A 23130-nucleotide genomic window follows, 5' to 3' on the forward strand; every position below is an offset into this window, starting at 1 on the left:
GTGCCAACGTGCATCCAGCCGGCGCCGTCGCGCGTACAGGCCCGCAAGCCTCCCATGGATCGCCCCGATGCGTCTTGCCTGGTTGCTGCTCTGCATGCCCTGCGCCGCTTCGGCCGCGCCGCTGCTGCGTTCGGAGGGCGTGGCCACCCTGGCCAACGGAGTCATTGCCTACCGCGAAGTGCATTGGCAGCGCGGCGCCGGCGATGGCAGCGAACGCTGGGTGGAATACCTTTGCCCTGCTGGCCAACCTTTCGCCCGCAAGCAGATGCCCGCCGCCACCCGGCCGCAGGTGCGGGGCTATGTGCTGCAGGACGCCCGCAGCGGCCAAGCGGCCGATGTGAGGGTCGGCCCCGGCGTGGTCCGGGTCGACTGGAAGGAGGACACGTCCACGCCTTCCCGCACCAAGCAGCTGCCGCTGCCCCCGGATGCCGTGATCGACGCCGGCTTCGATGCCGCCGTGCGGGCCCACTGGCGCACGCTGCAGGGTGGAGCACCGGTCAGCCTGCCTTTTCTGGTGCCCGGCCGGCAACGCTTCTACCCCGTGCAGGTGCAGTACCAGGGCCCGGTGCGCTGGCAGGGGCTTTCCGCCCATGCGGTGAATGTCCGCCTTGATACCTGGTTCGGCGCGGTGGCCCCACGTCTGTCGCTGGTCTACGCCGATGCTGATCGCCGCCTGCTCGAGTTCCGTGGTACCAGCAACCTGCGCGATGCACGTGGCGATTATCCGCAGGTGACCGTGCGCTTCGCCGCGCCCGCAACCGAGCAGCCGGAGCAGCGCTGGCGCACTGAGTTGCAGCGACCGCTGGTAGCCAGCTGCGGTGTTACGACCAGGTGAACATGCAGTCAGCTGCAATCCACTGCATCCAACCTGCACTGCAACGCGTAGAGGTAGGCAATCGACTCCCTCGGGCTTCCGTCCATGGCATCCGCAGCGCCTCCACTCCGCAGACGTTCGCGCCTGTTGCGCACCTTCCAGCGCTGGTTCGACACCGATGCCGGAAGCGAAGCGGCGATGGACCGCAGCCAGGGTGACCGCATCGACTGGCTGCGCGCCCTGCCCTTCGCGCTGCTGCACGTGGCCTGCCTCGGGGTGATCTGGGTGGGCGTGTCCTGGACAGCGGTTGCCGTCGCAGTGTTCCTGTACGCGATCAGGATGTTCGCCATCACCGCGTTCTATCACCGCTACTTCTCGCACCGGACGTTCGAGGCATCGCGCACCGTGCAGTTCGTGTTCGCGGTCATCGGCGCCGCCAGCGTGCAGCGTGGCCCGCTCTGGTGGGCAGCGCACCACCGCCACCACCACCGCCACGCCGATCAACCGCAGGACCCGCATTCCCCGCGCCAGGGCGGGTTCTGGCGCAGCCATATGGGTTGGTTCCTCACCCGTAGCGCCTTTGCCACCGATCTGCAGCGCATTCCCGATCTGGCCCGCTACCCCGAGCTGCGCTGGCTGGACCGGTTTGACACCGTGGTTCCCGTGTTGCTGGCCGCTGCGCTGTATGGTGTGGGTGCGGTGCTCGAGCGTGTGGCACCGGGCCTGCATACCTCCGGCCCGCAGCTGCTGGTCTGGGGCTTCTTCATCTCCACCGTGGTGTTGTTCCACGCCACGGTCACCATCAATTCGCTGGCGCACCGATTCGGCCGGCGCCGCTTCGAGACCCGTGATGACAGCCGCAACAACCTCTGGCTGGCGCTGCTGACCTTCGGCGAAGGCTGGCACAACAACCATCACTTCTTTCCCGGCACCGCCCGCCAGGGCTTCCGCTGGTGGGAGATCGACATCAGCTGGTATGGCCTGCGCGCAATGGCTGCGCTGGGCCTGGTGAAGGGCCTCAAGCCGATCCCGGCCTGGGTACTGGCCAAGGCGAGGCACTGACATGCGTATCGCGGTCATCGGTTCCGGCATCGCGGGTCTGGCCAGTGCGTGGTGGCTGGACGGCGAGCATGACGTCACCCTGTTCGAGGCCAACGACTACCTGGGCGGCCACACCCACACCCACGAGGTGACGGTGGACGGCCGCAGGATGGCGGTCGACACCGGGTTCATCGTCTTCAATCCGCACCATTACCCGCTGCTGTCGGCGTTGTTCGGCGAACTGGGCGTGGACTCGCAGCCCACCACGATGAGTTTCTCGATGCACAGCGAGCGCAGCGGCGTGGAGTACAACGCCACATCGCTCGATGGCCTGTTCTGCCAGCGCCGCAACCTGCTCTCGCCGCGTTTCTGGGGAATGCTGGCCGACCTGCGGCGCTTCTATCGCGACGCGCCCCTGCTGCTGGGCGAGGAGCAGGGCCCGACGCTGGGCCAGTACCTGCACAGCCAGCGCTATGGCGAAGCGTTCGTGCAGGAGCATCTGCTGCCGATGGCCTCGGCGCTGTGGTCCTCGCCGACCGCGCAGGTGCTGGACTTCCCGGCCCGTTACCTGGTGCAGTTCATGGCCAATCACCAGATGCTGCAGATGACCGGGCGCGCGCCCTGGCGCGTGGTCAAGGGCGGCTCGGCGCGCTACGTGGACGCCCTGCGTGCGCGCTGGCGGGTGCACGAGCGGCTGGAATGCCCGGTACACGCGGTCGAACGCATGCCCTGGGGGGCACGCGTACACACCGCAACCGGCATTGAAGGCTTCGATGAAGTGATCCTGGCCTGCCATAGCGACCAGGCCCTTGCCCTGCTGTCCGACGCCGATCCGATCGAGCATGCGGTGCTCGGCGCGATCCGCTACCAACCCAACGAGGCCGTACTGCACACCGACGCCTCCTTGCTGCCCGCCAACCGCAAGGCGTGGGCGGCCTGGAACGCGCATGTACCGCGCGACCCCACCGCACCCTGCACGGTCAGCTACTGCATGAACCTGTTGCAGGGGCTGCCCGGTGATACGCCGCTGGTGGTGACCCTCAACCGCAGCGAGGCCATCGATCCGGCCAAGGTGCTGCGCCGTCTGCAGTACGCGCATCCGGTGCATGATCCGGCTGCGGTGGACGCGCAGCGGCGCTGGGCCGAACTGCAGGGCCGGCGGCACACCTGGTTTGCGGGTGCGTACTGGGGCTGGGGCTTCCACGAAGATGGAATTCGCAGTGCCCGCCGCGTAGTGGATGCGCTGCAACTGCGCAATGCCGGCGCGCCGCCTCCCCTGCAGGTGGAGGTGGCCGCGTGAGCGCCAGCGCCCTCTACTTCGGGCAGGTGGTGCACCGCCGGCACCATCCGCATCCGCATGCCTTCCGCTACCCCATCGCGCAGCTGCTGCTGGACCTGGACGAGTTGGACCAGGTATTTGCCGGGCGCTGGCTGTGGTCGGTCGGGCGCCGCAACCTGGCAGAGTTCCGCCGCAGCGACTATCTCGGCGATCCCAGGACATCGCTTGCAGACGCCGTGCGTGACCATGCCGCGACCGTGCTGGGGCGGCGCCCGGACGGCCCGGTGCGGCTGTTGGCGCACCTGCGCTTCGGTGGCCACGTGTTCAATCCGGTCAGCTTCTATTACTGCTACCGGGCCGACGGCAGCACCCTGGACTGCATCGTCGCCGACATCACCAACACGCCGTGGAAGGAACGGCACGCCTATGTTCTGCCTGTTGAAAGCGCACAGCCGCAGGGGCATGCCCTGCGCTGGCAGTTCGACAAAGCCTTCCACGTTTCCCCCTTCATGCCGATGGATTGCCGCTACGACTGGCGCTTCACCGCGCCCGGCGATGACCTGCGCGTACATATGCAGGTCTGGCGCGACGGTGTCCGGCAGTTCGATGCCACCCAGGCCATGCAGCGACGCCCGCTTGATGGCCGCGGCCTGGCCCGGGTACTGGCGTTCTACCCGTTGATGACCGTGCAGGTGGTAGCCGCCATCCACTGGCAGGCACTGCGCCTGTGGCTGAAGCGCAATCCCGTGCATGACCACCCCGCTCTTGCCGAGAAACCGCGATGAACGAGCTGAATCCTTCCGTTGCCCTGCCCCGCCCCGGCGCGGTGGACGTATTCCTGCGCCGGAGGCTGCTGGCGGTACTGGCGCCGCTGCGCGAAGGCGGGCTGCGGGTACGCGACCCCTTGGGCGAGGTCATCCTCGGTGATCGTGCGGGCGCACTGCAGGCCACGGTGACCATCAGCGATATGGCGTTCTACCGCAAGGTGGCCGCGCAGGGCAGCGTCGGCGCGGGTGAGAGCTACATCCACGGCGATTGGCACTGCGATGACCTGGTGGCCCTGGTGCGGCTGCTGGTGCGCAACCGCGACCTGCTGGATGGCATGGAACGCGGGCCGGCGCGCATCGGTGGCTGGCTGCTGCGCGGCTGGAACCGCCTGCGGCGCAACAGCCGCGAAGGCAGTCGCCGCAACATCGCCGCCCACTACGATCTGGGCAATGACTTCTTCGCGCTGTTCCTGTCGCCGGACCTGATGTACTCCTCGGCGGTGTTCAGCGATGCCGGCGACTCGCTGGAAACCGCCTCGCGCCGCAAGCTGGACCGCATCTGCCAGCAGCTGCAGCTGCAACCCGGTGATCGCGTCGTCGAGATCGGTACCGGCTGGGGCGGGTTCGCCCTGCATGCCGCCCAGCACTACGGCTGCCATGTGACCACCACCACCATCTCCGCCGAACAGCACGCGCTTGCCGCCCAGCGTGTGGCCGAGGCGGGCCTGCAGGAGCGCGTGACCCTGCTGATGCAGGACTACCGTGATCTGCAGGGCCAGTTCGACAAGCTGGTGTCGATCGAGATGATCGAGGCCATCGGTGCCGAGTATCTGGACACCTACATGGCGACCCTGCAGCGGCTGCTGAAGCCCGATGGCGTGGCCCTGCTGCAGGCCATCACCATCGAGGACCAGCGCTATGAGCAGGCGCGTCGCAGCGTGGACTACATCAAGCGCTTCGTGTTTCCCGGCAGTTTCATCCCCTCGATCAACGCCATCCTGGCCGCCAAGACCCGGGCCTGCGACCTGCAGCTGATCGCCCAGCAGGATTTCGGCCACTCCTATGCCCTCACCCTGCGCGCCTGGCGGCAGCGCTTCCTCGCGCAGTTGCCGGCGGTACGTGCGCAGGGTTTCGATGACCGCTTCTGCAGGCTGTGGGAGTTCTATCTGGCCTACTGCGAGGGCGGCTTCCTGGAGCGCTCGATCGGCGTGTCCCATCTGCTGCTGGCACGCCCGGGCTACCGTCCCGAGACGGACGTCCATGGCCAACGGGCCGGCTGACATGCGCCGCACCTGGGTCAACGTGATCGGCAACCAGCTGGTATGGCTGTGCGCCGTTGCCGGTGCCGGCCGCGGCTGGCAATGGCCGGCCCTGCTGTCGGCCACGCTCTATGTCGGCAGCCAGTTGCTTGCCTCACCGCGGCCACGCCTGGAGCTGCGCCTGCTGTTGCTCGCGCTGGGGTGTGCCTGGCTGGTGGATGGCAGCGCTGCAGCCAGCGGTGCTGTGCAGTACGCCGCCGCACCGCTTGGATGGGTGCCGCCACCGTGGATTTTCGCGCTGTGGGCGGCCTTTGCGATGACGCTGACGGCGTCGATGGCGTTCCTGCAGCGGCACTGGATGCTGCCGGTGGCCCTGGGCCTGCTGGCGCCGCTGGCGTACCTGTCCGCGGCGCGGGGTTTCCAGGCCGTACATTTCACCGCCCCGGCCTGGCTGGGCGTGGCAACTCTGGCGCTGGGCTGGTGCGTGGCACTGTCGCTGCTGTGCGCCGTCGCCCGTCGCGGAACGCCCAGCAATCGTGACACCCCATTGATCGGAGCAGCCTGATGAGCATTCTGTGGTGGGTACTGCTGTACGCCGTGCTGATCATGGCCTGGGGTTGGACCTGGCAGCGCAGGCACCGCAACATCGGCATCGTCGATGTCCTGTGGGCAAAGGGCGTGGCGGCAGGCGCGCTGCTGCTTGCATGGCTGGGCGAAGGCGCGCTGCAACCACGCATCGCACTGGCCGTCCTCGGTGGCCTGTGGGGAAGTCGTCTCGCCCTGCATCTGTGGCGCCGCGTACGCAGCGAGGAAGAAGACGGTCGCTACCGCTATCTGCGCGAACACTGGCACGGCCACCAGGGCAGGATCTTCGGCTTCTTCATGGCGCAGGCGCTGTTGGTGGTGCTGTTTGCGCTGCCGTTCACGGCCGTGGCCGGCAATCCCCACAGCGACATGCCTGGCTGGATCGCAGCGGCGGTCGTCGTGTGGCTGCTCAGCGTGGGCGGCGAAGCACTCGCCGACCGTCAACTGGCACGCTTCCGTGCCGACCCGGCGAACAGGGGCCGGACCTGCCGCCAAGGACTGTGGCGGTACACGCGCCATCCCAATTACTTCTTCGAGTGGCTGCACTGGTTCACCTATGTACTGCTGGCAGCCGGCTCACCCTTGTGGTGGCTGGCCTGGTCCGGGCCGGCGCTGATGTACGTGTTCCTGCGCTACCTCAGTGGCGTTCCCTTCACCGAGAAACAGGCGCTGCGCAGTCGAGGCGATGACTATCGCGACTACCAGCGCAGTACCCCGATGTTCTTCCCCTGGTTTCCGCGCAGCCCCAAGGAGTGATCCCGATGAACAGCACCCCGTCCCTTGCTCCGGTTGCCGATACGGAAGCCGGCCTTACCGGTTGGGCCGAGCGTGGCTGGCTGCCCGATGCGGCGCTGCGCGCGGGCATACGCCGCCTGTGTGCGCAACGCCTGGCCGAGGAGTCGAGCGGCAGCATGGAGGAGCAGGCGCAGCGCTTCAGCCGCCGTATCGCCGAGCTCGCTGGCAGCCCACTGGCACTGCACGTGGATGCGGCCAACCGCCAGCATTACGAGGTGCCTGCCGCCTTCTTCCAGGGCTGCCTTGGGCATCGCCTGAAGTACAGCAGCTGCTACTACCGCACCGGCCGCGAGACGCTGGACCAGGCCGAGGATGCGATGCTGGAACTGTACGGGCAGCGCGCCGGATTGGCCGACGGCCAGGCCATTCTTGAGCTGGGCTGCGGCTGGGGCTCGCTGACGCTGTGGATGGCCGAGCGCTACCCGAACGCGCGCATCACCGCCGTGTCCAACTCGCACAGCCAGCGCAGCCATATCCTGGCGCAGTGCGAGGCGCGCGGGTTCGGTAACGTCGAGGTACTCACCCGGGACGTCAACCAGCTGGACCTGCCTGCCGCTGCATTTGATCGCTGCGTGTCGGTGGAGATGTTCGAGCATGTCCGCAACTACGACCGCCTGCTGGGCCGCATTGCCCGCTGGCTGAAGCCGGACGGTGCGCTGTTCGTGCACATTTTCGCCCATCGCACGCTGATGTATCCGTTCGAGACCGAGGGCGACGACAACTGGATGGGCCGGCACTTCTTCACCGGCGGCCTGATGCCGGCAGCGGACACGCTGCTGCACTTCCAGCGCGACCTGGTGCTGGACCAGCGCTGGCTGCTGGACGGCACGCACTATCAGCGCACGGCCAACCATTGGCTGGCCAACCAGGATGCCGCCCGTGAACAGCTGCTGCCGGTGCTGGCACAGACCTATGGCGACGAAGCGGCCGCACGCATCTGGTGGCAGCGCTGGCGCATGTTCTGGATGGCCTGCGCCGAATTGTTCGGCTACGACGACGGCCAGCAATGGCTGGTCGCCCACTACCTGTTCCGCCCGCGCTGAAGGAGACCGCCCTCATGCGTATCGCATCGCTGTTCCCGCTGCTGGCCGTTGCCCTGTTCGGCGCAGGCTGCAGCAGCCACGACACCCGCCCCATCCCGCTGCCTCCGAAGGTGGACGTGCCGCGCTTCATGGGCGACTGGTATGTCATCGCCCATATTCCGTCCCGGCCCGAGCGCGAGGCCTTCGACGCGGTGGAAAGCTACGCGCTGCAGGCCGATGGCCGCATCCAGACCACTTTCACCTATCGCAAGGGCAGCTTCCAGTCGCCACAGAAGTCGATGCACCCGGTGGGCCGTGTGGAAAAACACGGCAATGGTGCGGTCTGGGGCATGCAGTTCATCTGGCCCATCCAGGCCGAATACCTGATTGCCTGGCTGGATGAGGGCTACACCCAGACCATCGTGGCCCGCAGCAAGCGTGACTACGTGTGGTACATGGCGCGTACGCCGCAGGTGAGCGAGGCGGACTACCAGCAGGCGGTCGCCCGCATCAAGGCAATGGGCTACGACACCGGCAAGCTGCGCCGTGTGCCGCAGTCGGTGCGCTGAGCCCGCGCGAAGTGATGTTGCAGAACAGAATGACGCTAGCGCCGAATGGCGCCATTGCCCCATGAATGGGGGAATATAGGGCTGCCCGGCCTTTCACGGATTATCAATCCCGCTTTATGTGATTAATATCACTTAAAGACATTTACTCCCATGCAATAAAGGCGGCGAAGATTCACCGGCCTCCGGCCACAGGGAGCGTGCCATGCAGGATGTCTCGCCGCATCAGTGCAAGGTTGTATCCGAACGGAAATGGTCTCTCAGCACGTTCATGGAGTTCTATGAGCGCGTACTGAGCCAGCGCATTTTCGGTCCGTACGGAAAGCTGCTGGCCGAGGAGATCGCTGGCGACATCCGGGCCGGTTTCAACGCGTCCGACGTCCTGGAGGTCGCCTGCGGCACCGGGGTCATCACCGCAAACCTTTACCAGCACCTGAGCAGGCCGCTCGGCCTACGGTTGGTCGCCACCGATCTCTCAGCGATCGCCGTGAACGTGGCACGCAGCGTGCTGAGCGATGAGGTGCAGCGCAACGTGCCCCTCCTTGCCGATGTGGACATGGCGGAGCTGCCCTTCGCCGACGCCAGCTTCGACGTCATCGTCTGCGGGTTCGGCCTGATGTTCCCGCCGGACAAGGCGCGCGTCGCCCGCGAGTTCAGGCGCGTGCTCCGCCCTGGCGGACGGGTCTACGCCACGGCATTCCACTACAACCAGCTGTTCGAGCTGGCCCGCGAACAGTCCCGGCAGCACTTTGGCATGCCCTCGCGGCTGATGGATGCAGCCCTAAGCCTGACCGACCCGTCGCCCATCACACGCGCGTTCGCGATCGAAGGACTTTCCCCGCGCGAGGGCGAGATGGCTGAACTGCGGCCCCTCGCGTTTGCCATGGGCGACGCCGATGTGCGCGAGTTCCTGTTCAACGCCTGCATCCTTCTGGAGGAGTTCAACCAGTGCGACGCCCCCAGCAGGGAACGCTATCTGGACGCGATGCTGGACGCCGTCCATGCAGCAGTGCCAGACCGGCGTTACCAGGTGGAAGCCTGGTTGCTGCGCGGCTGTGTCGATGCTGCACACACTCCTGCGCAGGCCGCCCTCCGGGCACCGGATTTCTCACCCCTGCTGGCGTTCCACCTGCCGCTGCAGCAGGATGCGCGCGCGATGCGCGGCTTCGAAAGCGCTCGCGCACGGTTCCTCGCCGACCACCCCGATTATCCCCATGATCAGGTCGAGGCCATGCGCCAGCAGGAATATGCGCGGCTGGATGAGCAACAGGTGACCTATCTGGATCACGTGGGCGGAACATTGCCACCCGACAGCCTGCTTGAGCAGGATTACCAGGCACTCAAGCGGACGATTCTCGGCAATCCGCACAGCGGATCGAAAGCATCCCAGGACGCACTTCATGGGGCGTGTGAACAGATCCACGCCTTCTTCGGAACCACGCCGGAGGAGTACGAAATACTGTTCACCGCCAATGCCAGCAGCGCAATCCGGTTGGTGGCCGAGTCATTCCCGTTCCAGGCCGGGTCGCAGGCTCTGCTGACCAAGGACAATCACACCTCGGTACACGGCTTGCGCGAGTACGCCACGGCGAAGGGCGCACAGGTGAAGTACATTCCGCTGGATGACGAGCTGCTGTTGCATGAAGGGCTGATGTGGCGCGCGTTGCAGCGGCTGCAGCCCGGCGCGCCGCATCTGCTCGCCTTTCCCGCGCAATCCAATGCGACCGGCGCCCGGCATGATCTGGCCTGGATCGAGCGGGCCCAGGCGCATGGCGCGACGGTGCTGTGTGACGCGGCGGCCCTGGTGCCGCAATACCGGCTTGACTGCGGCCGTCATCACCCCGATTTCGTGGTGGCATCGTTCTACAAGATCTTCGGTTACCCCACCGGCGCCGGTTGCCTGCTCGCCCGGCGGGCCGCCCTCGACCTGCTGAAACCGCCGTCGTTTGCCGGTGGTGGCGTGTGCTACTACTCCGGGCCATGGTCACCCACCGATCGCCTGCTGTACCGCGATGCGGGCCAGCGATTCGAAGTCGGCACGCCCAACTACGCCGCCTTCCCGGCCATCGCCAGAGGCTTTGAATTCGTGGCTGCGCTGGGCGGAGTGGAAGCGGTCGCGTTGCGCTCGCGTGCGTTGGCCGAGTGGCTGCAGGCGCAGCTGTCATCGCTTCGCCACCACATCGGCGGCGCGTTGCCGCTGTGCCAGATCTATGGCCCGCCCGCTGCGCAGCGGGGCGCGACGCTGATGCTGAACTTCTTCGACTGCTATGGCTCCATCCTGCCGCACGCCCGCATCAAGCGCGCCGCAGACCGGTTCGGCATCACCCTGCGCAATGGCTGCTTCTGCAACCTGGGCGCCGTCCAGCAGGCGACCTACGCGACCGCAGGCGCCGAGCACTGTGAGCTGGACAAGACCGGGAAGATTCTCGACTGCACCACATTCGACGAGAAGATCCTGGAGAAGGGTGATTGCGGTGCGGTCAGGATTTCGTTCGGGCTGGGATCGAATTTCACCGATGCGTATCGCTTCCTGCTGTTCGCCACCTGCCTGCTGGACACAGATGCTTCAGGCCTGGAATGTGTGATGGAGCAATCATCGGCACCGGCTCCGGAACCCCGGGTTGCCAGCACTGTGCAGGCTTGATCCGCTGCGGGGCCGTGCCCAGGCCGGACTGTCGCATTGCGGCGATGGGCTCCGGAACGGGTGCCGCTGATCGGCCAGGCCTGATCAACCGCAGCCTGGCCTGTGACGCGAGATGAATGGGGGTACACCCAGCCGCTAGCCGCATGCAGCCTGCCTCCTCTATAGTCAGCCGAGCACGACAGGCGTGGTGCCTGTCCGGCAACTACAGGGAGTGGGTCATGGGTCTGGTACAAGCGGTGAAGGGTGCAGTCGGCGGTGTGCTGGCCGACCAGTGGAAGGACTTCTACACCGTGCCGACCGGCCTGCCGTCCACGGCAGCCCTGTTCGCGGCGGTGCCGCAGGGCACCAATGCCGGGCGCGGTTCGAACACCAGCGGCTCCTCCAACATCATCAGCAACGGTTCGAAGATCGTCGTACCCGAGGGCTACGGCCTGCTGCTGTTCCAGGATGGCGCGATCACTGCCTTCGTGGCCGAGCCGGGTGGCTACGAGTGGCGTTCGGACGATCTGAACTCGCAGTCGATCTTCGCCGGCGACGGCCTGGTCAGCACCTTCATCAAGCAGAGCTGGGAGCGCTTCAAGTTCGGCGGCCAGCCGGGCTCGCAGCAGGCCGCCTTCTTTGTTTCGCTGAAGGAACTGCCGGACAACCGGTTCGGCACCCAGTCGGAAATCTACTGGGACGACGGTTTCCTCAACACCCAGGTCGGCGCGGTCACCCGTGGTTCGTACACGCTGAAGATCGTCGACCCGATCCTGTTCGTGAAGAACTTCGTTCCGGCCAGCTACCTGCGGCCGGGCCAGGTGTTCGACTTCACCGACCTGGACAATGCTGCTGCCAGCCAGCTGTTCAATGAAGTGGTGGGTTCGCTGGCACCGGCGTTCAGCCTGTACACCAACGATCCGGGCAAGGGCAACCGCATCACCAAGCTGCAGCAGGATTCGCTGGGCTTTGCGCAGAGCCTGTCGGCCGCCGTCGAACAGGGCTACCAGTGGAAGTCCGATCGTGGCCTGGCCATCGTCAAGACCGCCATCGTCTCGATCGAGTACGACGCCAACACCCGCGAGCTGCTGAAGACCGTGCAGCGCGCCGATGCGCTGTCCGGCTCGCGTGGCAATTCCAACCTGCAGGCCAGCGTCGCCCAGGGGATCCAGTCCGCCGGTGAGAACGGCGGTGCCGCCGGGCTTGTCGGCGTGGGCATGGCATCGGGCATGTTCGGCGCGGGCAACCTGCAGCAGCCGGCAACCCCGGCCACCCCTGCCGCCGACGACCCGGTGGCCAAGCTGAAGAAGGCCAAGGAAATGCTCGACCTGGGCCTGATCACCCAGACCGACTACGACGCGCTGAAGGCCAAGGCGCTGGGACTGTAAGAAGACGCAGGACGCGCAACCACCATGTCCGATACCAGAAACACGCCTCCGCCGCTGCCCGGTTCCGCTTCAGCACCCCCGCCCCTGCCGGCGGCGGTGCTGGATGGCCCGGGTTCGCCGCAGGATGTTCCTCCCCTGCCCGGCAGCTTCCCGCTGGATACTTCCAAGCTGCCTGAGGCCATCCGCAACGAAGTCGAGGCGCCCGACCCGGTCGCCATCGACACCGCTGCGGCCGAACTGAAAGACGGCCTCAACCGCTGCCCCAAGTGCGGCGCCACCGACATACGGCCCAAGCTGGGCACCGACATCCTGGTCTGCCTGTACTGCCGTCACCAATGGCATGGTGCGCGGGTGGAGGAGGAATTCGGGCTGGGCGAAGCCATCGACCAGCTGCGTGGCACCGTCATCGCATCGGGCGCACGCGATATCGATGCCGACACCTCGGCACTGATGACCTTCAAGTGCACCGGTTGCGGCGCCGAAGTCACGGTCAACACCGAAAGCACGATGACGGCGCGCTGCCACTGGTGCCGGCATGTGTTCGGCGTGAACGAACAGATCGCCAACGGCGCGGTGCCCGACGCCGTGCTGCCGTTCCATATCAAGAAGGAGGATGCGGTCGCGCGCATCCGCCAGTTCGTCGACAAGCGCCGGATGTTCGCGCTCAAGGCGTTCAAGGAACAGTTCACCCCGGAAAACGTGGTGGGCGTGTACCTGCCCTACATGATCGTCGACGGCAATGTCAGCGCAGCGGTGGCTGGCAAGGGTGAGATCAAGACCCGCGAGTACACCCGTGGCACCGAGAAGAACAAGCAGACCTACTACGACGCGGATATCTACCAGGTGGAACGCCAGGTCGATTTCACCGTGGACGACCTGCCGCTGGAATCCTCTGCCGAGCGCGGCAACCTGGACACGCGCGCCAACACCAACAACATCATCAACACGATTCTGCCGTTCGACACCAAGAACGCGGTGAAGTGGAACGCCTCGTACCTGGCAGGGTTCACTTCGGAAAAGCGCAACCTGGACGTCGAAAAGCTGCGGCCGCGCCTGGAAGACCAGCTGCTGTCGATCGCCCGCGCGCAGGTGGAAGGCACGGTGCGCCGTTACGACCGTGGCGTGCGCTGGGAACAGGAGCAACTGGAAGTGCACGGCACCCGCTGGGTGGCCATGTACCTGCCGGTGTGGCTGTATTCGTACCACCAGCCCGGCAGGAACGGCGGCATGCTGCACTACATCGCGGTGAACGGCCGGACCGGTGAAACCATGGGCAGCGTTCCGGTGCAGCAGTGGAAGATGCTGCTGGCGGCGCTGACCGCAGGTACGATCATCGAAGCCCTCGCAATTGCCTTCCTGGTGGCCAGCACATGAGTGATGACAGTGGTCTTTGGTTGTTGGCCGCAGGCCCGGCCGGCGCAACTGCGCTGTACTGGGCGCTGTACCGCTTCTACCGCAATACCGACAAATCGCATTCGTTCGAGCACGAGACCGAGATCGATGCCAAGCCGGTGACCGGCTCGGATCGCCGGGTCGATTCGATCTCGGGCACGCAGGAAAAGCGGATCCGCGGCGACAACGTGTATGAGTATCGAAAGCGGGTGGCGCGGGTGAGCAGCGGAGACGATTGAACGCTCCGCCAGCGCTTCGGGGGCTGGGACCATCCCAGCCTTCGAAGCAAACCGGAACGTCAGGTGGCCGTACGTCCCGATGCCCCTCGATTCAGTCCGGCGCCACCTCTCCGTTGATCTGCTGCATCACTGAGCGCTTGCCGTCACTGGCAGGCAACGCCCGCACCAGGTTGCGCAGCAGCCGCAGGTCCTGCTGCCGGCCAAGCTCGTCGCTGAGCCGATGCAGCGCCTTGTAACGATGCCCCGAGGCGTGCAGCGGCCTGCTGTGCGGCACGTGCAGCTGCAGGTCGCAGGCGATATCCAGTTGCATGCGCAGCCTGCGCACGCGTCGGCGCCAGCGGTGGACCGCCGCGGCACCGCCGTCGCGTTTCGCCCGTGCGGCAGCCTTGTCCACGCGGCGCCAGCTACGCTCAAGATTCTGGCGCAGCGGGCCACGCCGCAGCTGATGCCAGGGTTGGACCGCCAACTGCTGCTGCACCGCTGCCAGGACACGCAGGCGGCGTGCAAACCCCGGGTCACGCTGCAGGGTCGCCTGCAGCAGCCCCTCACGACGCAGGAGCAGCATCCGGATGACGCCGGTCCATCGCGGATCGGCAACCCGCTCCTGCAGTTGCCGGGCGACCTCGACCACCACATGCGCATCACGGAGGCGGGACAGGCCATCACCCAGGCGCTTCAATCCCAGGTCGGCAGCCTCGACGTCCAGCGCTGCATGCTCCAGCAGCGCCAGCAGGGACCGCAATCGGCGGATGGCCTTGCGCGCGGAATGGATGGCCGGGTGCGGGTCGGATGCCGACGACAACGCCGCAGCGATCGCGGCACACTCATGCAGCGCTCTCTGGCGAAAGGCTTCGCCGGCTTCTGCTGCGGACATCGATGTTCCCTGCCGGGATGGGAGCCGCAGTGTAGCCTGCTCCCCGTCGGGCACCGGCACCACGCAGCCGTGACGCGGCGCTGCCTAGACTTGCGCCCCTTCGCCCGTGCTGATCCCGCCACGCTGGCGCAGCACCCCTCCTCCCGCTCGAGATCAACGTGACGTCCCTGCCCTCATTTGCCACCCGCGACAGCCGGGCCACCGACAGCGTCAACATGGCACTGGCCGCCGGGGCCATCGTCGGCACCTGGTTCTGGGACGTCCAGGCCGACCAGCTCACGGTCGATGAAGCCCTGGCCCGCGCCTTCGGCCTGGACCCGGCAATGGCGCAGCGGAAACTGCACCTGCAGGACGTACTGGGCGCCGTGCATCCCGATGACCTGCCCGCGCTGTCGGCGGCGATTGAGCAGACCGTGCAGACGGGCGGGCGCTTTGCCCACCAGTACCGCGCGCGCGCCACCGATGGCAGCTACCACTGGCTGGAAAGCATCGGCAGGGTCGATATGGATGCCCAGGGTCGCGCGCTGGGTTTCCCGGGCGTGCTGATCGACATCGATGAGCGCCTGCGCGTCGAGGCCGAGCGCGACCAGGCGCAGGCGCTGCTGCGCTCGTTCGTGGAGGCGGCACCGGGCGTGATGTATGCCAAGGACCGGCAAGGCCGGCTGCTGATCGGCAACCACGGCACCACCGAGCTGATCGGCCTGCCGCCGGGAGAATATATCGGGCGCACCGATGCCGAGCTGTTGGGCGACCCCGCGCAGGCGGCGTCGGTGATGGCGACCGACGAGCGCATCATGTCCAGCGGCAACAGCGAGCAGCTGGAGGAGGAAGTGAGCTTCCCCGATGGTCGCCGGGCCTGGTGGCTGTCGACCAAATCGCCGCTGCGCGACGCCGATGGCGCCGTGATCGGCCTGGTCGGTACGTCGCTGGACATCACCGACCGCAAGGCCGCCGAAGCCGAGCGTCGTGATATCGAAGAACGCTACCGGCTGGCCGCACAGGCCACCAACGATGCCATCTGGGATTGGCGCATCGCCGATGGCCAGGTGATCTGGAACGAAGCGCTGGCCAGCCTGTTCGGCCACACGGAGAAGAACACGACCGCGCAATGGTGGCTGCAGCACATCCACCCCGATGACCGCGCACGCATCGATCACGGCATCCACGCCGTGATCGACGGGAACGGCAGCGGCTGGACGGACGAGTACCGTTTCCAGCGCGCGGATGGCAGTTATGCGTCGGTGCTGGATCGCGGAACGGTCCTGCGCGACGCCGATGGCACCCCGCTGCGGATGATCGGGGCCATGCTGGATCTCTCCGGTCGGAAGGCCGCCGAAGCGGCGCTGGCCGACAGCGAAGAGCGCCTGCGGCTGGCCACCGAAGCAGGCGAGCAAGGGTTCTGGGACGTGGACATGGTGCAGGACGTGCTGATCTGGCCGGCGCGCACCAAGGCCATGTTCGGCATCTCCGCCGGTGCGCCGGTGACCATGGACGACTTCCGTGTCGGGCTGCACCCGGACGACCGCGCGGCAACCCTGGCCGCGTTCGCCGCCGCCTGCGATCCCGAGCGGCGCGAGACCTATGACGTGGAGTACCGCACCGTCGGCAAGGAGGATGGCATCGTCCGCTGGGTCGCCGCCAAGGGCCGCGGCATCTTCGAGTTCGGCAGGTGCGTGCGCGTGCTGGGCGTGGCCATCGACATCACCGCGCGGAAGGCCGCCGACGCGCGCCTGCAGGAGCTGAACGGGCAGCTGGAGGCACGCGTGCGGGCCGAAGTCGCCGAGCGCCTGCGGGTGGAAGAGGCGCTTCGGCAGAGCCGCAAGATGGAGGCGGTGGGCCAGCTGACCGGAGGTATCGCCCATGACTTCAACAACATGCTGGCGACGGTGATCGGGCCGCTCGACCTGCTGGCGCTGCGCCTCGGCGACAGCGACGCGCGCGCCAGCAGGTACATTGAAATGGCCCTTGATGGCGCGCAGCGCGCCGCCCAGCTGACCCAGCGCCTGCTTGCGTTCTCGCGCCAGCAACCGCTGCAGCCGGTGGCGATGGATGCCAACCGCCTGGTGGCCGGCATGACCGACCTGCTGGTGCATTCCCTTGGCAGCAGCATCATCCTTGAAACCGCACTCGGCGCGGGCCTGTGGTGGACCCATGCCGACGCCAACCAGCTGGAGAACGTGGTCCTGAACCTGGCGGTCAACGCGCGCGATGCGATGCCCTCCGGCGGCCGATTGAAGATCGAGACCCGCAACCAGCGCGTCGACCTCGACACCGCATCGGCGCATGCGGGCGTGCCTGCAGGCGACTACGTGGTGATCGCGGTGACCGACGACGGCAACGGGATGACGCCGGAGGTGATGGCGCGCGCGTTCGATCCGTTCTTCACCACCAAGCAGGTCGGCCAAGGCACCGGGCTCGGGCTGTCGCAGGTGTATGGCTTCGTCCAGCAATCGGCCGGGCATGTGAAACTCGATTCCGCGCCCGGCAAAGGGACGCGGGTCCAGGTCTACCTGCCGCGGCTGCTGGCCGACGTCGACATGCCCGCTGCCGCATCGGATGACGATGCGCCGGCCCTGCACGGTGGGCGCGAGCACATTCTCGTCGTGGACGATGATGCGGCCGTCCGCGCGTTCTCGGTCGATGCCCTCACTGAACTCGGCTATCGGGTACTGGCCGCAGATGGCGCCGCCAGCGCCTTGGCGCTGCTGCAGGCCCATCCAGAGGTCGCGCTGTTGTTTACCGACGTGGTGATGCCCGAGGTCAATGGACGGCAGCTGGCGGAGCAGGCACGTGCGCGCCATCCGCAGCTGAAGGTGCTGTTCGCCACCGGCAACAGCCGCAACGCGCTGGTCGACAACAACGTGCTGGATGCGCAGGTTCACTTGATCGGCAAACCGTTCACCATCGGCGAACTGGCCTCGCGGGTAAGGATCGCGCTGGCCGGCGATGGCTGAAGGCCGCCACGCAGGTTGCGCCGCAGCCGGCAGCGGATGAATGCGCGACCGGGTCATGCTTCACCGCATGCCTACCGCGGCACCGCCATGCTGTCCCGGCATTGAATCCGCCAGCCAGCCTGCCGCAGCCAGCGAGGAGCCACGATGAGCCCACCGTCACACCTTCCCCTTTCGCGCCGGGAACTGCTGAAGTTGAGCGCGGGATCGGCCACCACCATGGCCCTGCCTGCCGTGGTCGCTGCGGCGGAGCCGGACCGGACAGGTGCACGGGCACCGGAACTGATGCAGGTGGACTTCGAGGTCAACGGAACAGCGCGATCGCTGCGGCTGGACACCCGCGTCACCCTGCTCGACGCCCTGCGTGAGCACCTGCACCTGACCGGCAGCAAGAAGGGCTGCGACCACGGCCAGTGCGGCGCCTGCACGGTGCTGGTGGACGGCCGGCGCATCAATGCCTGCCTGACGCTGGCGGTGATGCACCAAGGCGCGAAGATCACCACCATCGAAGGCCTCGGCACGCCAGACCGGCTGCACGCGATGCAGGCGGCCTTCGTCAAGCATGACGGATTCCAGTGCGGCTACTGCACACCGGGGCAGATCTGCTCGGCCGTCGCCGTGCTGCAGGAAATCAAGGCGGGCATACCGAGCCACGTCAGCGCCGCGTTGGACGCGCCCAGCGCCTTCACCGCCGAAGAACTGCGCGAGCGCATGAGCGGCAACATCTGCCGGTGTGGCGCCTATTCCAACATCATCGAGGCCATCCAGGACGTCGGGGAGGCCAGCGCATGAGAGCTTTCAGCTACGAGCGCGCCCGCTCTCCCGCCGAGGCGGCAGCGGCAGCGGCGCGTACCCAGGGCGCTCGGTTCATTGCCGGCGGCACCAACCTGCTGGACCTGATGAAACTGGAGATCGAGACGCCCGCCCATCTGATCGACGTCAACGGGCTGGACCTGGACACCATCGAGCCCACCAGCCAGGGAGGCCTGCGCGTCGGCGCGCTGGTACGCAATACCGATCTGGCGGCCGACCGGCGCATCCGGCGCGACTATGCGGTGCTGACCCGCGCACTGGTGTCCGGCGCATCGGGTCAACTGCGCAACAAGGCCACCACCGCCGGCAACCTGCTGCAACGCACCCGCTGCCCCTATTTCTACGACACCGCACAGCCCTGCAACAAGCGGCTGCCCGGCAGTGGCTGCGGCGCGCGCGAAGGTTTCAGCCGGCAATTGGCCGTGATCGGCGCCAGCGAGCACTGCATCGCCACCCATCCCAGCGACATGGCGGTGGCGATGATGGCGCTGGATGCATCGGTGGAGACCGTCCGCGCCGACGGATCGCGCCGGAACATCGCGCTGGACGCCCTGTATCGCGCTCCTGGCCGTACGCCGCATATCGACACTGTGCTGGACAAGGGCGAGCTGATCGCCGCCGTGGTCCTGCCGCCGCCCCCGGGTGGCGTGCACGTGTACCGCAAGGTGCGCGACCGCGCATCGTATGCGTTCGCCCTGGTGTCGGTGGCGGCGATCCTGCGGCCCGATGGCAGCGGCCGGATCGCCCTTGGCGGTGTCGCGCACAAGCCGTGGCACAGCGCCGCGGCCGATGCGGCCCTGCCGCAGGGCGCCGCCGCCGTGATGTCGGTGCTGCTGCAGGGTGCTGCGCCCACCGCACAGAACGCCTTCAAACTGGCGCTGGCCGAACGCACATTGGCTTCCATCCTGCAGGACGTGAGGGCCGAGGCATGAAATTCGACACCCCCGCAGGCCGCAATCCGATCGATGCGCAGACCGTCATCGGTAAGCCGCACGATCGCATCGACGGCCCGTTGAAGGTCACCGGCAAGGCCACCTACGCACACGAATGGCATGACGCCACGCCTTCCGCCCCCGCCTATGGCGTGGTGGTCGGGGCGGGCATTGCCACCGGCACCGTGACCCGCATGGAGCTGGACGCAGCGCGGCGCTCGCCCGGTGTTCTGGCCATCGTCACCGCAGACACCGCCGGGCCGCTGCATCCGGTCAAGCGCAACGCGGCGCCGCTGCTGGGTGGTCCGAAGGTGCACCACTATCACCAGGCACTGGCGGTGGTGGTGGCCGAAACGTTCGAACAGGCCCGGGCTGCGGCCGGACAGATCCGCATCCGCTATGCCCCGCAGCGTGGCCACTTCGATCTGGCGGACGCCAAGCAGGCCGGCGATTCCCTGCAGACGCCGGAGCCCGATGCGCGCGTCGGTGATTTCGAGAAGGCCTTCAGCCAGGCGGCGGTTACGCTCGATGCGATCTACCACACGCCGGACCAGTCGCACGCAATGATGGAGCCGCACGCGACGATGGCCGCCTGGGAAGGCGACCAGCTGACGGTGTGGACCTCCAACCAGATGATCGACTGGGGCCGCACCGATCTGGCCCGCACCCTGGGCATCGCCAAGGACAAGGTACGGCTGGTGTCGCCCTACATCGGCGGCGGCTTTGGCGGAAAGCTGTTCCTGCGCTCCGATGCGCTGCTGGCCGCGCTCGCCGCACGCGCTGCCAAGCGGCCGGTGAAAGTGGCCCTGCAGCGGCCGCTGATCGCCAACAACACCACGCACCGCCCGGCCACGCTGCAGCGCATCCGGCTGGGCGCAACGCCGGAAGGAAGCCTGACCGCCATCGGTCACGAATCATGGTCGGGCAACCTGCCAGGGGGCTCGCCGGAGGAAGCGGTGCAGCAGACGCGCTTGCTGTATGCGGGGCCCAACCGCTTGGCCGCACTGCGCCTTGCCACCCTCGACCTGCCCGAAGGCAATGCCATGCGCGCGCCGGGCGAAACGCCGGGACTGATGGCGCTGGAAATCGCCATGGACGAAATGGCCATCAAGCTCGGCCTGGACCCGATTGAATTCCGTATCCGCAACGACACCCAGGTCGACCCGTCCAATCCCGAACGCCCCTTTTCACAGCGGCAGCTGGTGCAGTGCCTGCGCTCGGGCGCCGAACGGTTCGGCTGGCAGCGGCGCAGCGCCACCCCGGGCGCCGTGCGCGACGGACGCTGGCTGGTCGGCATGGGCGTGGCGGCAGGCTTCCGCAACAACCTGGTGATGAAATCCGGCGCACGCGTCCGCCTGGCCGCTGATGGCCAGGTCACCGTGGAAACCGACATGACCGACATCGGCACCGGCAGCTACACCATCATCGGCCAGACGGCCGCGGAAATGCTCGGCGTTCCGTTGCAGCAGGTCACGGTCAAGCTGGGCGATTCCCGTTATCCCGTGGCTGCCGGTTCCGGTGGCCAGTGGGGCGCCAACAGCTCCACCGCGGGCGTCTACGCCGCATGCATGGCACTGCGTACGAAGGTCGCGCAGGCGCTGGGAATGGACCCGGCGGCAGCGCAGTTCGAAGCCGGCAAGGTGACCGCAGGGGGCCGCAGCCGCGCCCTTGCCGATGCCGCTCAGGCCGGCGAGCTGGTGGCCGAAGACAGCATCGAGTTCGACACGCTGCAGGAGAAGTACCAGCAGTCCACCTTCGCCGCGCATTTCGTCGAGGTGGGCGTGGATGTGGCCTCGGGCGAAAGCCGGATCCGCCGCATGCTGGCCGTGTGCGCAGCCGGCCGCATCCTCAACCCGAAGACCGCGCGCAGCCAGGTGATTGGCGCGATGACAATGGGCATCGGCGCAGCGCTGTCGGAGGAACTGGTGGTGGATCGGCGGCTGGGGTTCTTCGTCAATCACGACCTGGCCGGCTATGAAGTACCCGTGCATGCCGACGTGCCGCACCAGGAGGTGGTGTTCCTCGATGAAAGCGATGCGGTGTCGTCGCCGATGAAGGCCAAGGGCGTTGGCGAGCTGGGCCTGTGCGGCGTAAGCGCGGCAGTGGCCAACGCGGTGTACAACGCGACCGGAATCCGCGTGCGCGACTATCCACTGACCCTGGACAAGCTGCTCGCCGGCCTGCCGGACATCGCATGACCAGTGCGCTCCACCCTGCCCCGTTGGATCTGGACGGTGGCAACCCGCGCCCGGTGCTGCAGGCTGCCGCCGACGCGGCGCGAGCCCGTCGTCCGGCTGCGTTGGCAGTGGTGCTGCAGACGGAAGGGTCCAGCTACAGCCGCGCGGGCACCTGTGCGCTGTTCGAACCGGGTCGACAGGTGGGCTGGCTGAGTGGCGGCTGCCTGGAACCGGAGCTGGCGCGACAGGCCGCCAACGCGGTGGATACCGGGCGCATCGCGTGGATGGAGATCGACAACCGCGACGACGCTGCGCTGTTCTCCGGCAATGCCACCGGATGCCGGGGTCGCCAGTGGCTGGCACTGCTTCCATTGCCGCAGCTCGGCGGCATCGAACAGCTTCTCGATGCGTGGCTGCAAGGGCCGCATACGCTGCACCTGGCACTGCAGGCTGATGGACGGCTGGACGCTCGCTGCGCCGGCTTCACCTTCACCCGCACGGTGCCCCCGGCCGCCCCGCAGCCGCCGGACGGCAGCCACCGCTGGCGGCTGCAGTGGCACCGTTCGCCTGTCGTGCACGTGCACGGAGCAGGCCCGGAGGCGGCGCTTCTGCTACCCCTGCTGGACCATCTGGGCTGGTGCGCGCATGTCGAAGAACCGAGACTCCGCTGGCGCGAGCATCTGCCCCTTGCCGCGGGTTCGTATTGTTCTTCCGCTGCCGCCGGCGTGGCCGATGCCGCACTCGTGATGCATCACAATTTCGAGCTCGACCGTGACGCGCTCGAACGGCTGGCAGGCGCGCGCGTGCCCTTCATCGGGCTGTTGGGGCCACGCCGCCGGAAGGACGACCTTTTCAGCGTGCTGGATAGCCACACGCGCCGCGCCCTGGAACCGCGCCTGCGCTCACCGATCGGCCTGCCACTGGGCGGTCGTGGTCCCGAGGCGATTGCCTTGAGCATCGCCGCACAGCTGCAGGCATGGCGGCACGGAACGCCCCTGGCCACGCCATGACCGGGCATGCGGCCGTGGTGCTCGCAGCCGGGTGCAGCCAGCGCCTGGGGCAGCCCAAGCAGCTGCTGCGTGCGGGCGGAGAGACGCTGTTGCGACGCAGCGTGCGGCTGGCGCTGGAAACATCGCCAGACACGCTGGTGGTGGTACTGCCCCAGCACCCACGCTTCGAAGAAGAACTGCACGGCCTACCAGCGCAGCGGCTGCGCAATCCCACCCCTGGGCTCGGCATCGGCGGCAGCCTGTCGCTGGCCGCCACCCACGTGCACAGCGCCGCCAGGGTGCTGGTGATGATCTGCGATCAACCGACGCTGCGCGTGGAGCACCTGCACGCACTGCTGGGCGCGGCAGCCGCCGCACCGTCCGGCTGCGCGGCCACGGTACTGGGCGACACCATCGGCGTGCCGGCGGTGGTGCCGGGCAGCTGGTTTGCCGGCACAGGACCGCAACCTGCAGACGGGGGATTTGGCCGGCGGCTGCGGCAGACCGAAGGCATTGCGCGCTGCTCCGGCGCCGGGCTGGAATGCGATATCGATACCCCCGAGGACCTGCGCCGGGCGCGCGCGCTCGGCTGGCTGGATCCTGCGTCCGCCTGAGGGCGGCGGC

20 protein-coding genes are annotated in these 23130 nt (G+C 67.4%); 19 read left to right on the top strand and 1 reads right to left on the bottom strand.

What is annotated here, in order from left to right:
* The first annotated feature begins 67 nt into the window (after positions 1–67).
* From AC3WTC_RS00920 to AC3WTC_RS00980, 13 genes are all read left to right on the top strand, one after another.
* Complete coding sequence (locus AC3WTC_RS00920) at positions 68–835, top strand: hypothetical protein (protein ID WP_492710092.1); 768 nt, start codon at positions 68–70, stop codon at positions 833–835.
* Between the two features lie 84 nt (positions 836–919).
* Entirely contained in the window at positions 920–1876 is a 957-nt protein-coding gene (locus tag AC3WTC_RS00925; protein WP_080148699.1) for an acyl-CoA desaturase, read from the top strand.
* 1 nt (position 1877) lies between these two features.
* Positions 1878–3155, top strand: a complete 1278-nt coding sequence (locus AC3WTC_RS00930; protein WP_080148698.1) for an NAD(P)/FAD-dependent oxidoreductase — start codon at positions 1878–1880, stop codon at positions 3153–3155.
* Complete coding sequence (locus AC3WTC_RS00935) at positions 3152–3919, top strand: DUF1365 domain-containing protein (RefSeq protein WP_080148697.1); 768 nt, start codon at positions 3152–3154, stop codon at positions 3917–3919. The genes AC3WTC_RS00930 and AC3WTC_RS00935 overlap by 4 nt, the downstream gene beginning before the upstream one ends.
* Positions 3916–5181 (top strand): SAM-dependent methyltransferase, encoded by a 1266-nt coding sequence (locus AC3WTC_RS00940; protein WP_080148696.1) that lies wholly within the window; start codon positions 3916–3918, stop codon positions 5179–5181. The genes AC3WTC_RS00935 and AC3WTC_RS00940 overlap by 4 nt, the downstream gene beginning before the upstream one ends.
* A 1-nt stretch (position 5182) precedes the next feature.
* On the top strand, positions 5183–5725 hold the full coding sequence (locus AC3WTC_RS00945) for a DUF2878 domain-containing protein (protein ID WP_080148898.1): 543 nt from the start codon (positions 5183–5185) through the stop codon (positions 5723–5725).
* Positions 5725–6501 (top strand): DUF1295 domain-containing protein, encoded by a 777-nt coding sequence (locus AC3WTC_RS00950; RefSeq protein ID WP_080148695.1) that lies wholly within the window; start codon positions 5725–5727, stop codon positions 6499–6501. Before AC3WTC_RS00945 ends, AC3WTC_RS00950 begins: the two co-directional genes overlap by 1 nt.
* A 5-nt stretch (positions 6502–6506) precedes the next feature.
* Positions 6507–7583 (top strand): SAM-dependent methyltransferase, encoded by a 1077-nt coding sequence (locus AC3WTC_RS00955; protein ID WP_080148694.1) that lies wholly within the window; start codon positions 6507–6509, stop codon positions 7581–7583.
* Positions 7584–7597: 14 nt separating this feature from the next.
* Complete coding sequence (locus AC3WTC_RS00960) at positions 7598–8131, top strand: lipocalin family protein (protein WP_033831173.1); 534 nt, start codon at positions 7598–7600, stop codon at positions 8129–8131.
* 202 nt (positions 8132–8333) lie between these two features.
* Positions 8334–10772, top strand: a complete 2439-nt coding sequence (locus AC3WTC_RS00965; RefSeq protein WP_313443861.1) for an aminotransferase class V-fold PLP-dependent enzyme — start codon at positions 8334–8336, stop codon at positions 10770–10772.
* Positions 10773–10990: 218 nt separating this feature from the next.
* A complete protein-coding gene (locus tag AC3WTC_RS00970; RefSeq protein WP_492710097.1) occupies positions 10991–12139 on the top strand; it encodes an SPFH domain-containing protein in 1149 nt (382 codons plus the stop codon).
* A 24-nt stretch (positions 12140–12163) separates the two neighbouring features.
* Positions 12164–13513, top strand: a complete 1350-nt coding sequence (locus AC3WTC_RS00975; RefSeq protein WP_492710099.1) for a TFIIB-type zinc ribbon-containing protein — start codon at positions 12164–12166, stop codon at positions 13511–13513.
* On the top strand, positions 13510–13770 hold the full coding sequence (locus AC3WTC_RS00980) for a hypothetical protein (RefSeq protein WP_025874461.1): 261 nt from the start codon (positions 13510–13512) through the stop codon (positions 13768–13770). The genes AC3WTC_RS00975 and AC3WTC_RS00980 overlap by 4 nt, the downstream gene beginning before the upstream one ends.
* A gap of 91 nt (positions 13771–13861) precedes the next feature.
* On the opposite strand, the gene AC3WTC_RS00985 is transcribed toward AC3WTC_RS00980, so the two are convergent.
* Complete coding sequence (locus AC3WTC_RS00985; RefSeq protein ID WP_492710101.1) at positions 13862–14644, bottom strand: CHAD domain-containing protein; 783 nt, start codon at positions 14642–14644, stop codon at positions 13862–13864.
* A 158-nt stretch (positions 14645–14802) separates the two neighbouring features.
* On the opposite strand from AC3WTC_RS00985, the gene AC3WTC_RS00990 reads away from it, so the two are divergent.
* From AC3WTC_RS00990 to AC3WTC_RS01015, 6 genes are all read left to right on the top strand, one after another.
* The gene (locus AC3WTC_RS00990; protein ID WP_492710103.1) at positions 14803–17598 is read left to right on the top strand and encodes a PAS domain-containing hybrid sensor histidine kinase/response regulator; all 2796 of its coding nucleotides are present in this window, start codon (positions 14803–14805) and stop codon (positions 17596–17598) included.
* A 144-nt stretch (positions 17599–17742) separates the two neighbouring features.
* Positions 17743–18387, top strand: coding sequence for an aldehyde dehydrogenase iron-sulfur subunit PaoA (gene paoA / locus AC3WTC_RS00995; RefSeq protein WP_032974655.1), 645 nt, complete (start codon positions 17743–17745; stop codon positions 18385–18387).
* Positions 18384–19340, top strand: a complete 957-nt coding sequence (locus tag AC3WTC_RS01000) for an FAD binding domain-containing protein (protein ID WP_223482540.1) — start codon at positions 18384–18386, stop codon at positions 19338–19340. Before paoA ends, AC3WTC_RS01000 begins: the two co-directional genes overlap by 4 nt.
* Complete coding sequence (gene paoC, locus AC3WTC_RS01005) at positions 19337–21538, top strand: aldehyde oxidoreductase molybdenum-binding subunit PaoC (protein WP_492710106.1); 2202 nt, start codon at positions 19337–19339, stop codon at positions 21536–21538. The genes AC3WTC_RS01000 and paoC overlap by 4 nt, the downstream gene beginning before the upstream one ends.
* Positions 21535–22527 (top strand): XdhC family protein, encoded by a 993-nt coding sequence (locus AC3WTC_RS01010; protein ID WP_492710108.1) that lies wholly within the window; start codon positions 21535–21537, stop codon positions 22525–22527. The genes paoC and AC3WTC_RS01010 overlap by 4 nt, the downstream gene beginning before the upstream one ends.
* Entirely contained in the window at positions 22524–23120 is a 597-nt protein-coding gene (locus AC3WTC_RS01015; RefSeq protein WP_492710110.1) for a nucleotidyltransferase family protein, read from the top strand. Before AC3WTC_RS01010 ends, AC3WTC_RS01015 begins: the two co-directional genes overlap by 4 nt.
* The last annotated feature ends 10 nt before the right edge of the window (positions 23121–23130 follow it).

The organism is Stenotrophomonas sp. FW305-C-20-S1, from assembly GCF_058783335.1.

Bases quoted from the DNA above. Each gene is read 5' to 3' on its own strand.
- AC3WTC_RS00975 (WP_492710099.1), top strand. From the start codon at position 12,164: ATGTCCGATACCAGAAACACGCCTCCGCCGCTGCCCGGTTCCGCTTCA.
- AC3WTC_RS00925 (WP_080148699.1), top strand. From the start codon at position 920: ATGGCATCCGCAGCGCCTCCACTCCGCAGACGTTCGCGCCTGTTGCGC.
- paoA (WP_032974655.1), top strand. From the start codon at position 17,743: ATGAGCCCACCGTCACACCTTCCCCTTTCGCGCCGGGAACTGCTGAAG.
- AC3WTC_RS01010 (WP_492710108.1), top strand. From the start codon at position 21,535: ATGACCAGTGCGCTCCACCCTGCCCCGTTGGATCTGGACGGTGGCAAC.
- AC3WTC_RS00960 (WP_033831173.1), top strand. From the start codon at position 7,598: ATGCGTATCGCATCGCTGTTCCCGCTGCTGGCCGTTGCCCTGTTCGGC.
- AC3WTC_RS01000 (WP_223482540.1), top strand. From the start codon at position 18,384: ATGAGAGCTTTCAGCTACGAGCGCGCCCGCTCTCCCGCCGAGGCGGCA.
- AC3WTC_RS01015 (WP_492710110.1), top strand. From the start codon at position 22,524: ATGACCGGGCATGCGGCCGTGGTGCTCGCAGCCGGGTGCAGCCAGCGC.
- AC3WTC_RS00930 (WP_080148698.1), top strand. From the start codon at position 1,878: ATGCGTATCGCGGTCATCGGTTCCGGCATCGCGGGTCTGGCCAGTGCG.
- AC3WTC_RS00940 (WP_080148696.1), top strand. From the start codon at position 3,916: ATGAACGAGCTGAATCCTTCCGTTGCCCTGCCCCGCCCCGGCGCGGTG.
- AC3WTC_RS00980 (WP_025874461.1), top strand. From the start codon at position 13,510: ATGAGTGATGACAGTGGTCTTTGGTTGTTGGCCGCAGGCCCGGCCGGC.
- AC3WTC_RS00920 (WP_492710092.1), top strand. From the start codon at position 68: ATGCGTCTTGCCTGGTTGCTGCTCTGCATGCCCTGCGCCGCTTCGGCC.
- AC3WTC_RS00955 (WP_080148694.1), top strand. From the start codon at position 6,507: ATGAACAGCACCCCGTCCCTTGCTCCGGTTGCCGATACGGAAGCCGGC.
- AC3WTC_RS00945 (WP_080148898.1), top strand. From the start codon at position 5,183: ATGCGCCGCACCTGGGTCAACGTGATCGGCAACCAGCTGGTATGGCTG.
- paoC (WP_492710106.1), top strand. From the start codon at position 19,337: ATGAAATTCGACACCCCCGCAGGCCGCAATCCGATCGATGCGCAGACC.
- AC3WTC_RS00985 (WP_492710101.1), bottom strand. From the start codon at position 14,644: ATGTCCGCAGCAGAAGCCGGCGAAGCCTTTCGCCAGAGAGCGCTGCAT.
- AC3WTC_RS00965 (WP_313443861.1), top strand. From the start codon at position 8,334: ATGCAGGATGTCTCGCCGCATCAGTGCAAGGTTGTATCCGAACGGAAA.
- AC3WTC_RS00950 (WP_080148695.1), top strand. From the start codon at position 5,725: ATGAGCATTCTGTGGTGGGTACTGCTGTACGCCGTGCTGATCATGGCC.
- AC3WTC_RS00970 (WP_492710097.1), top strand. From the start codon at position 10,991: ATGGGTCTGGTACAAGCGGTGAAGGGTGCAGTCGGCGGTGTGCTGGCC.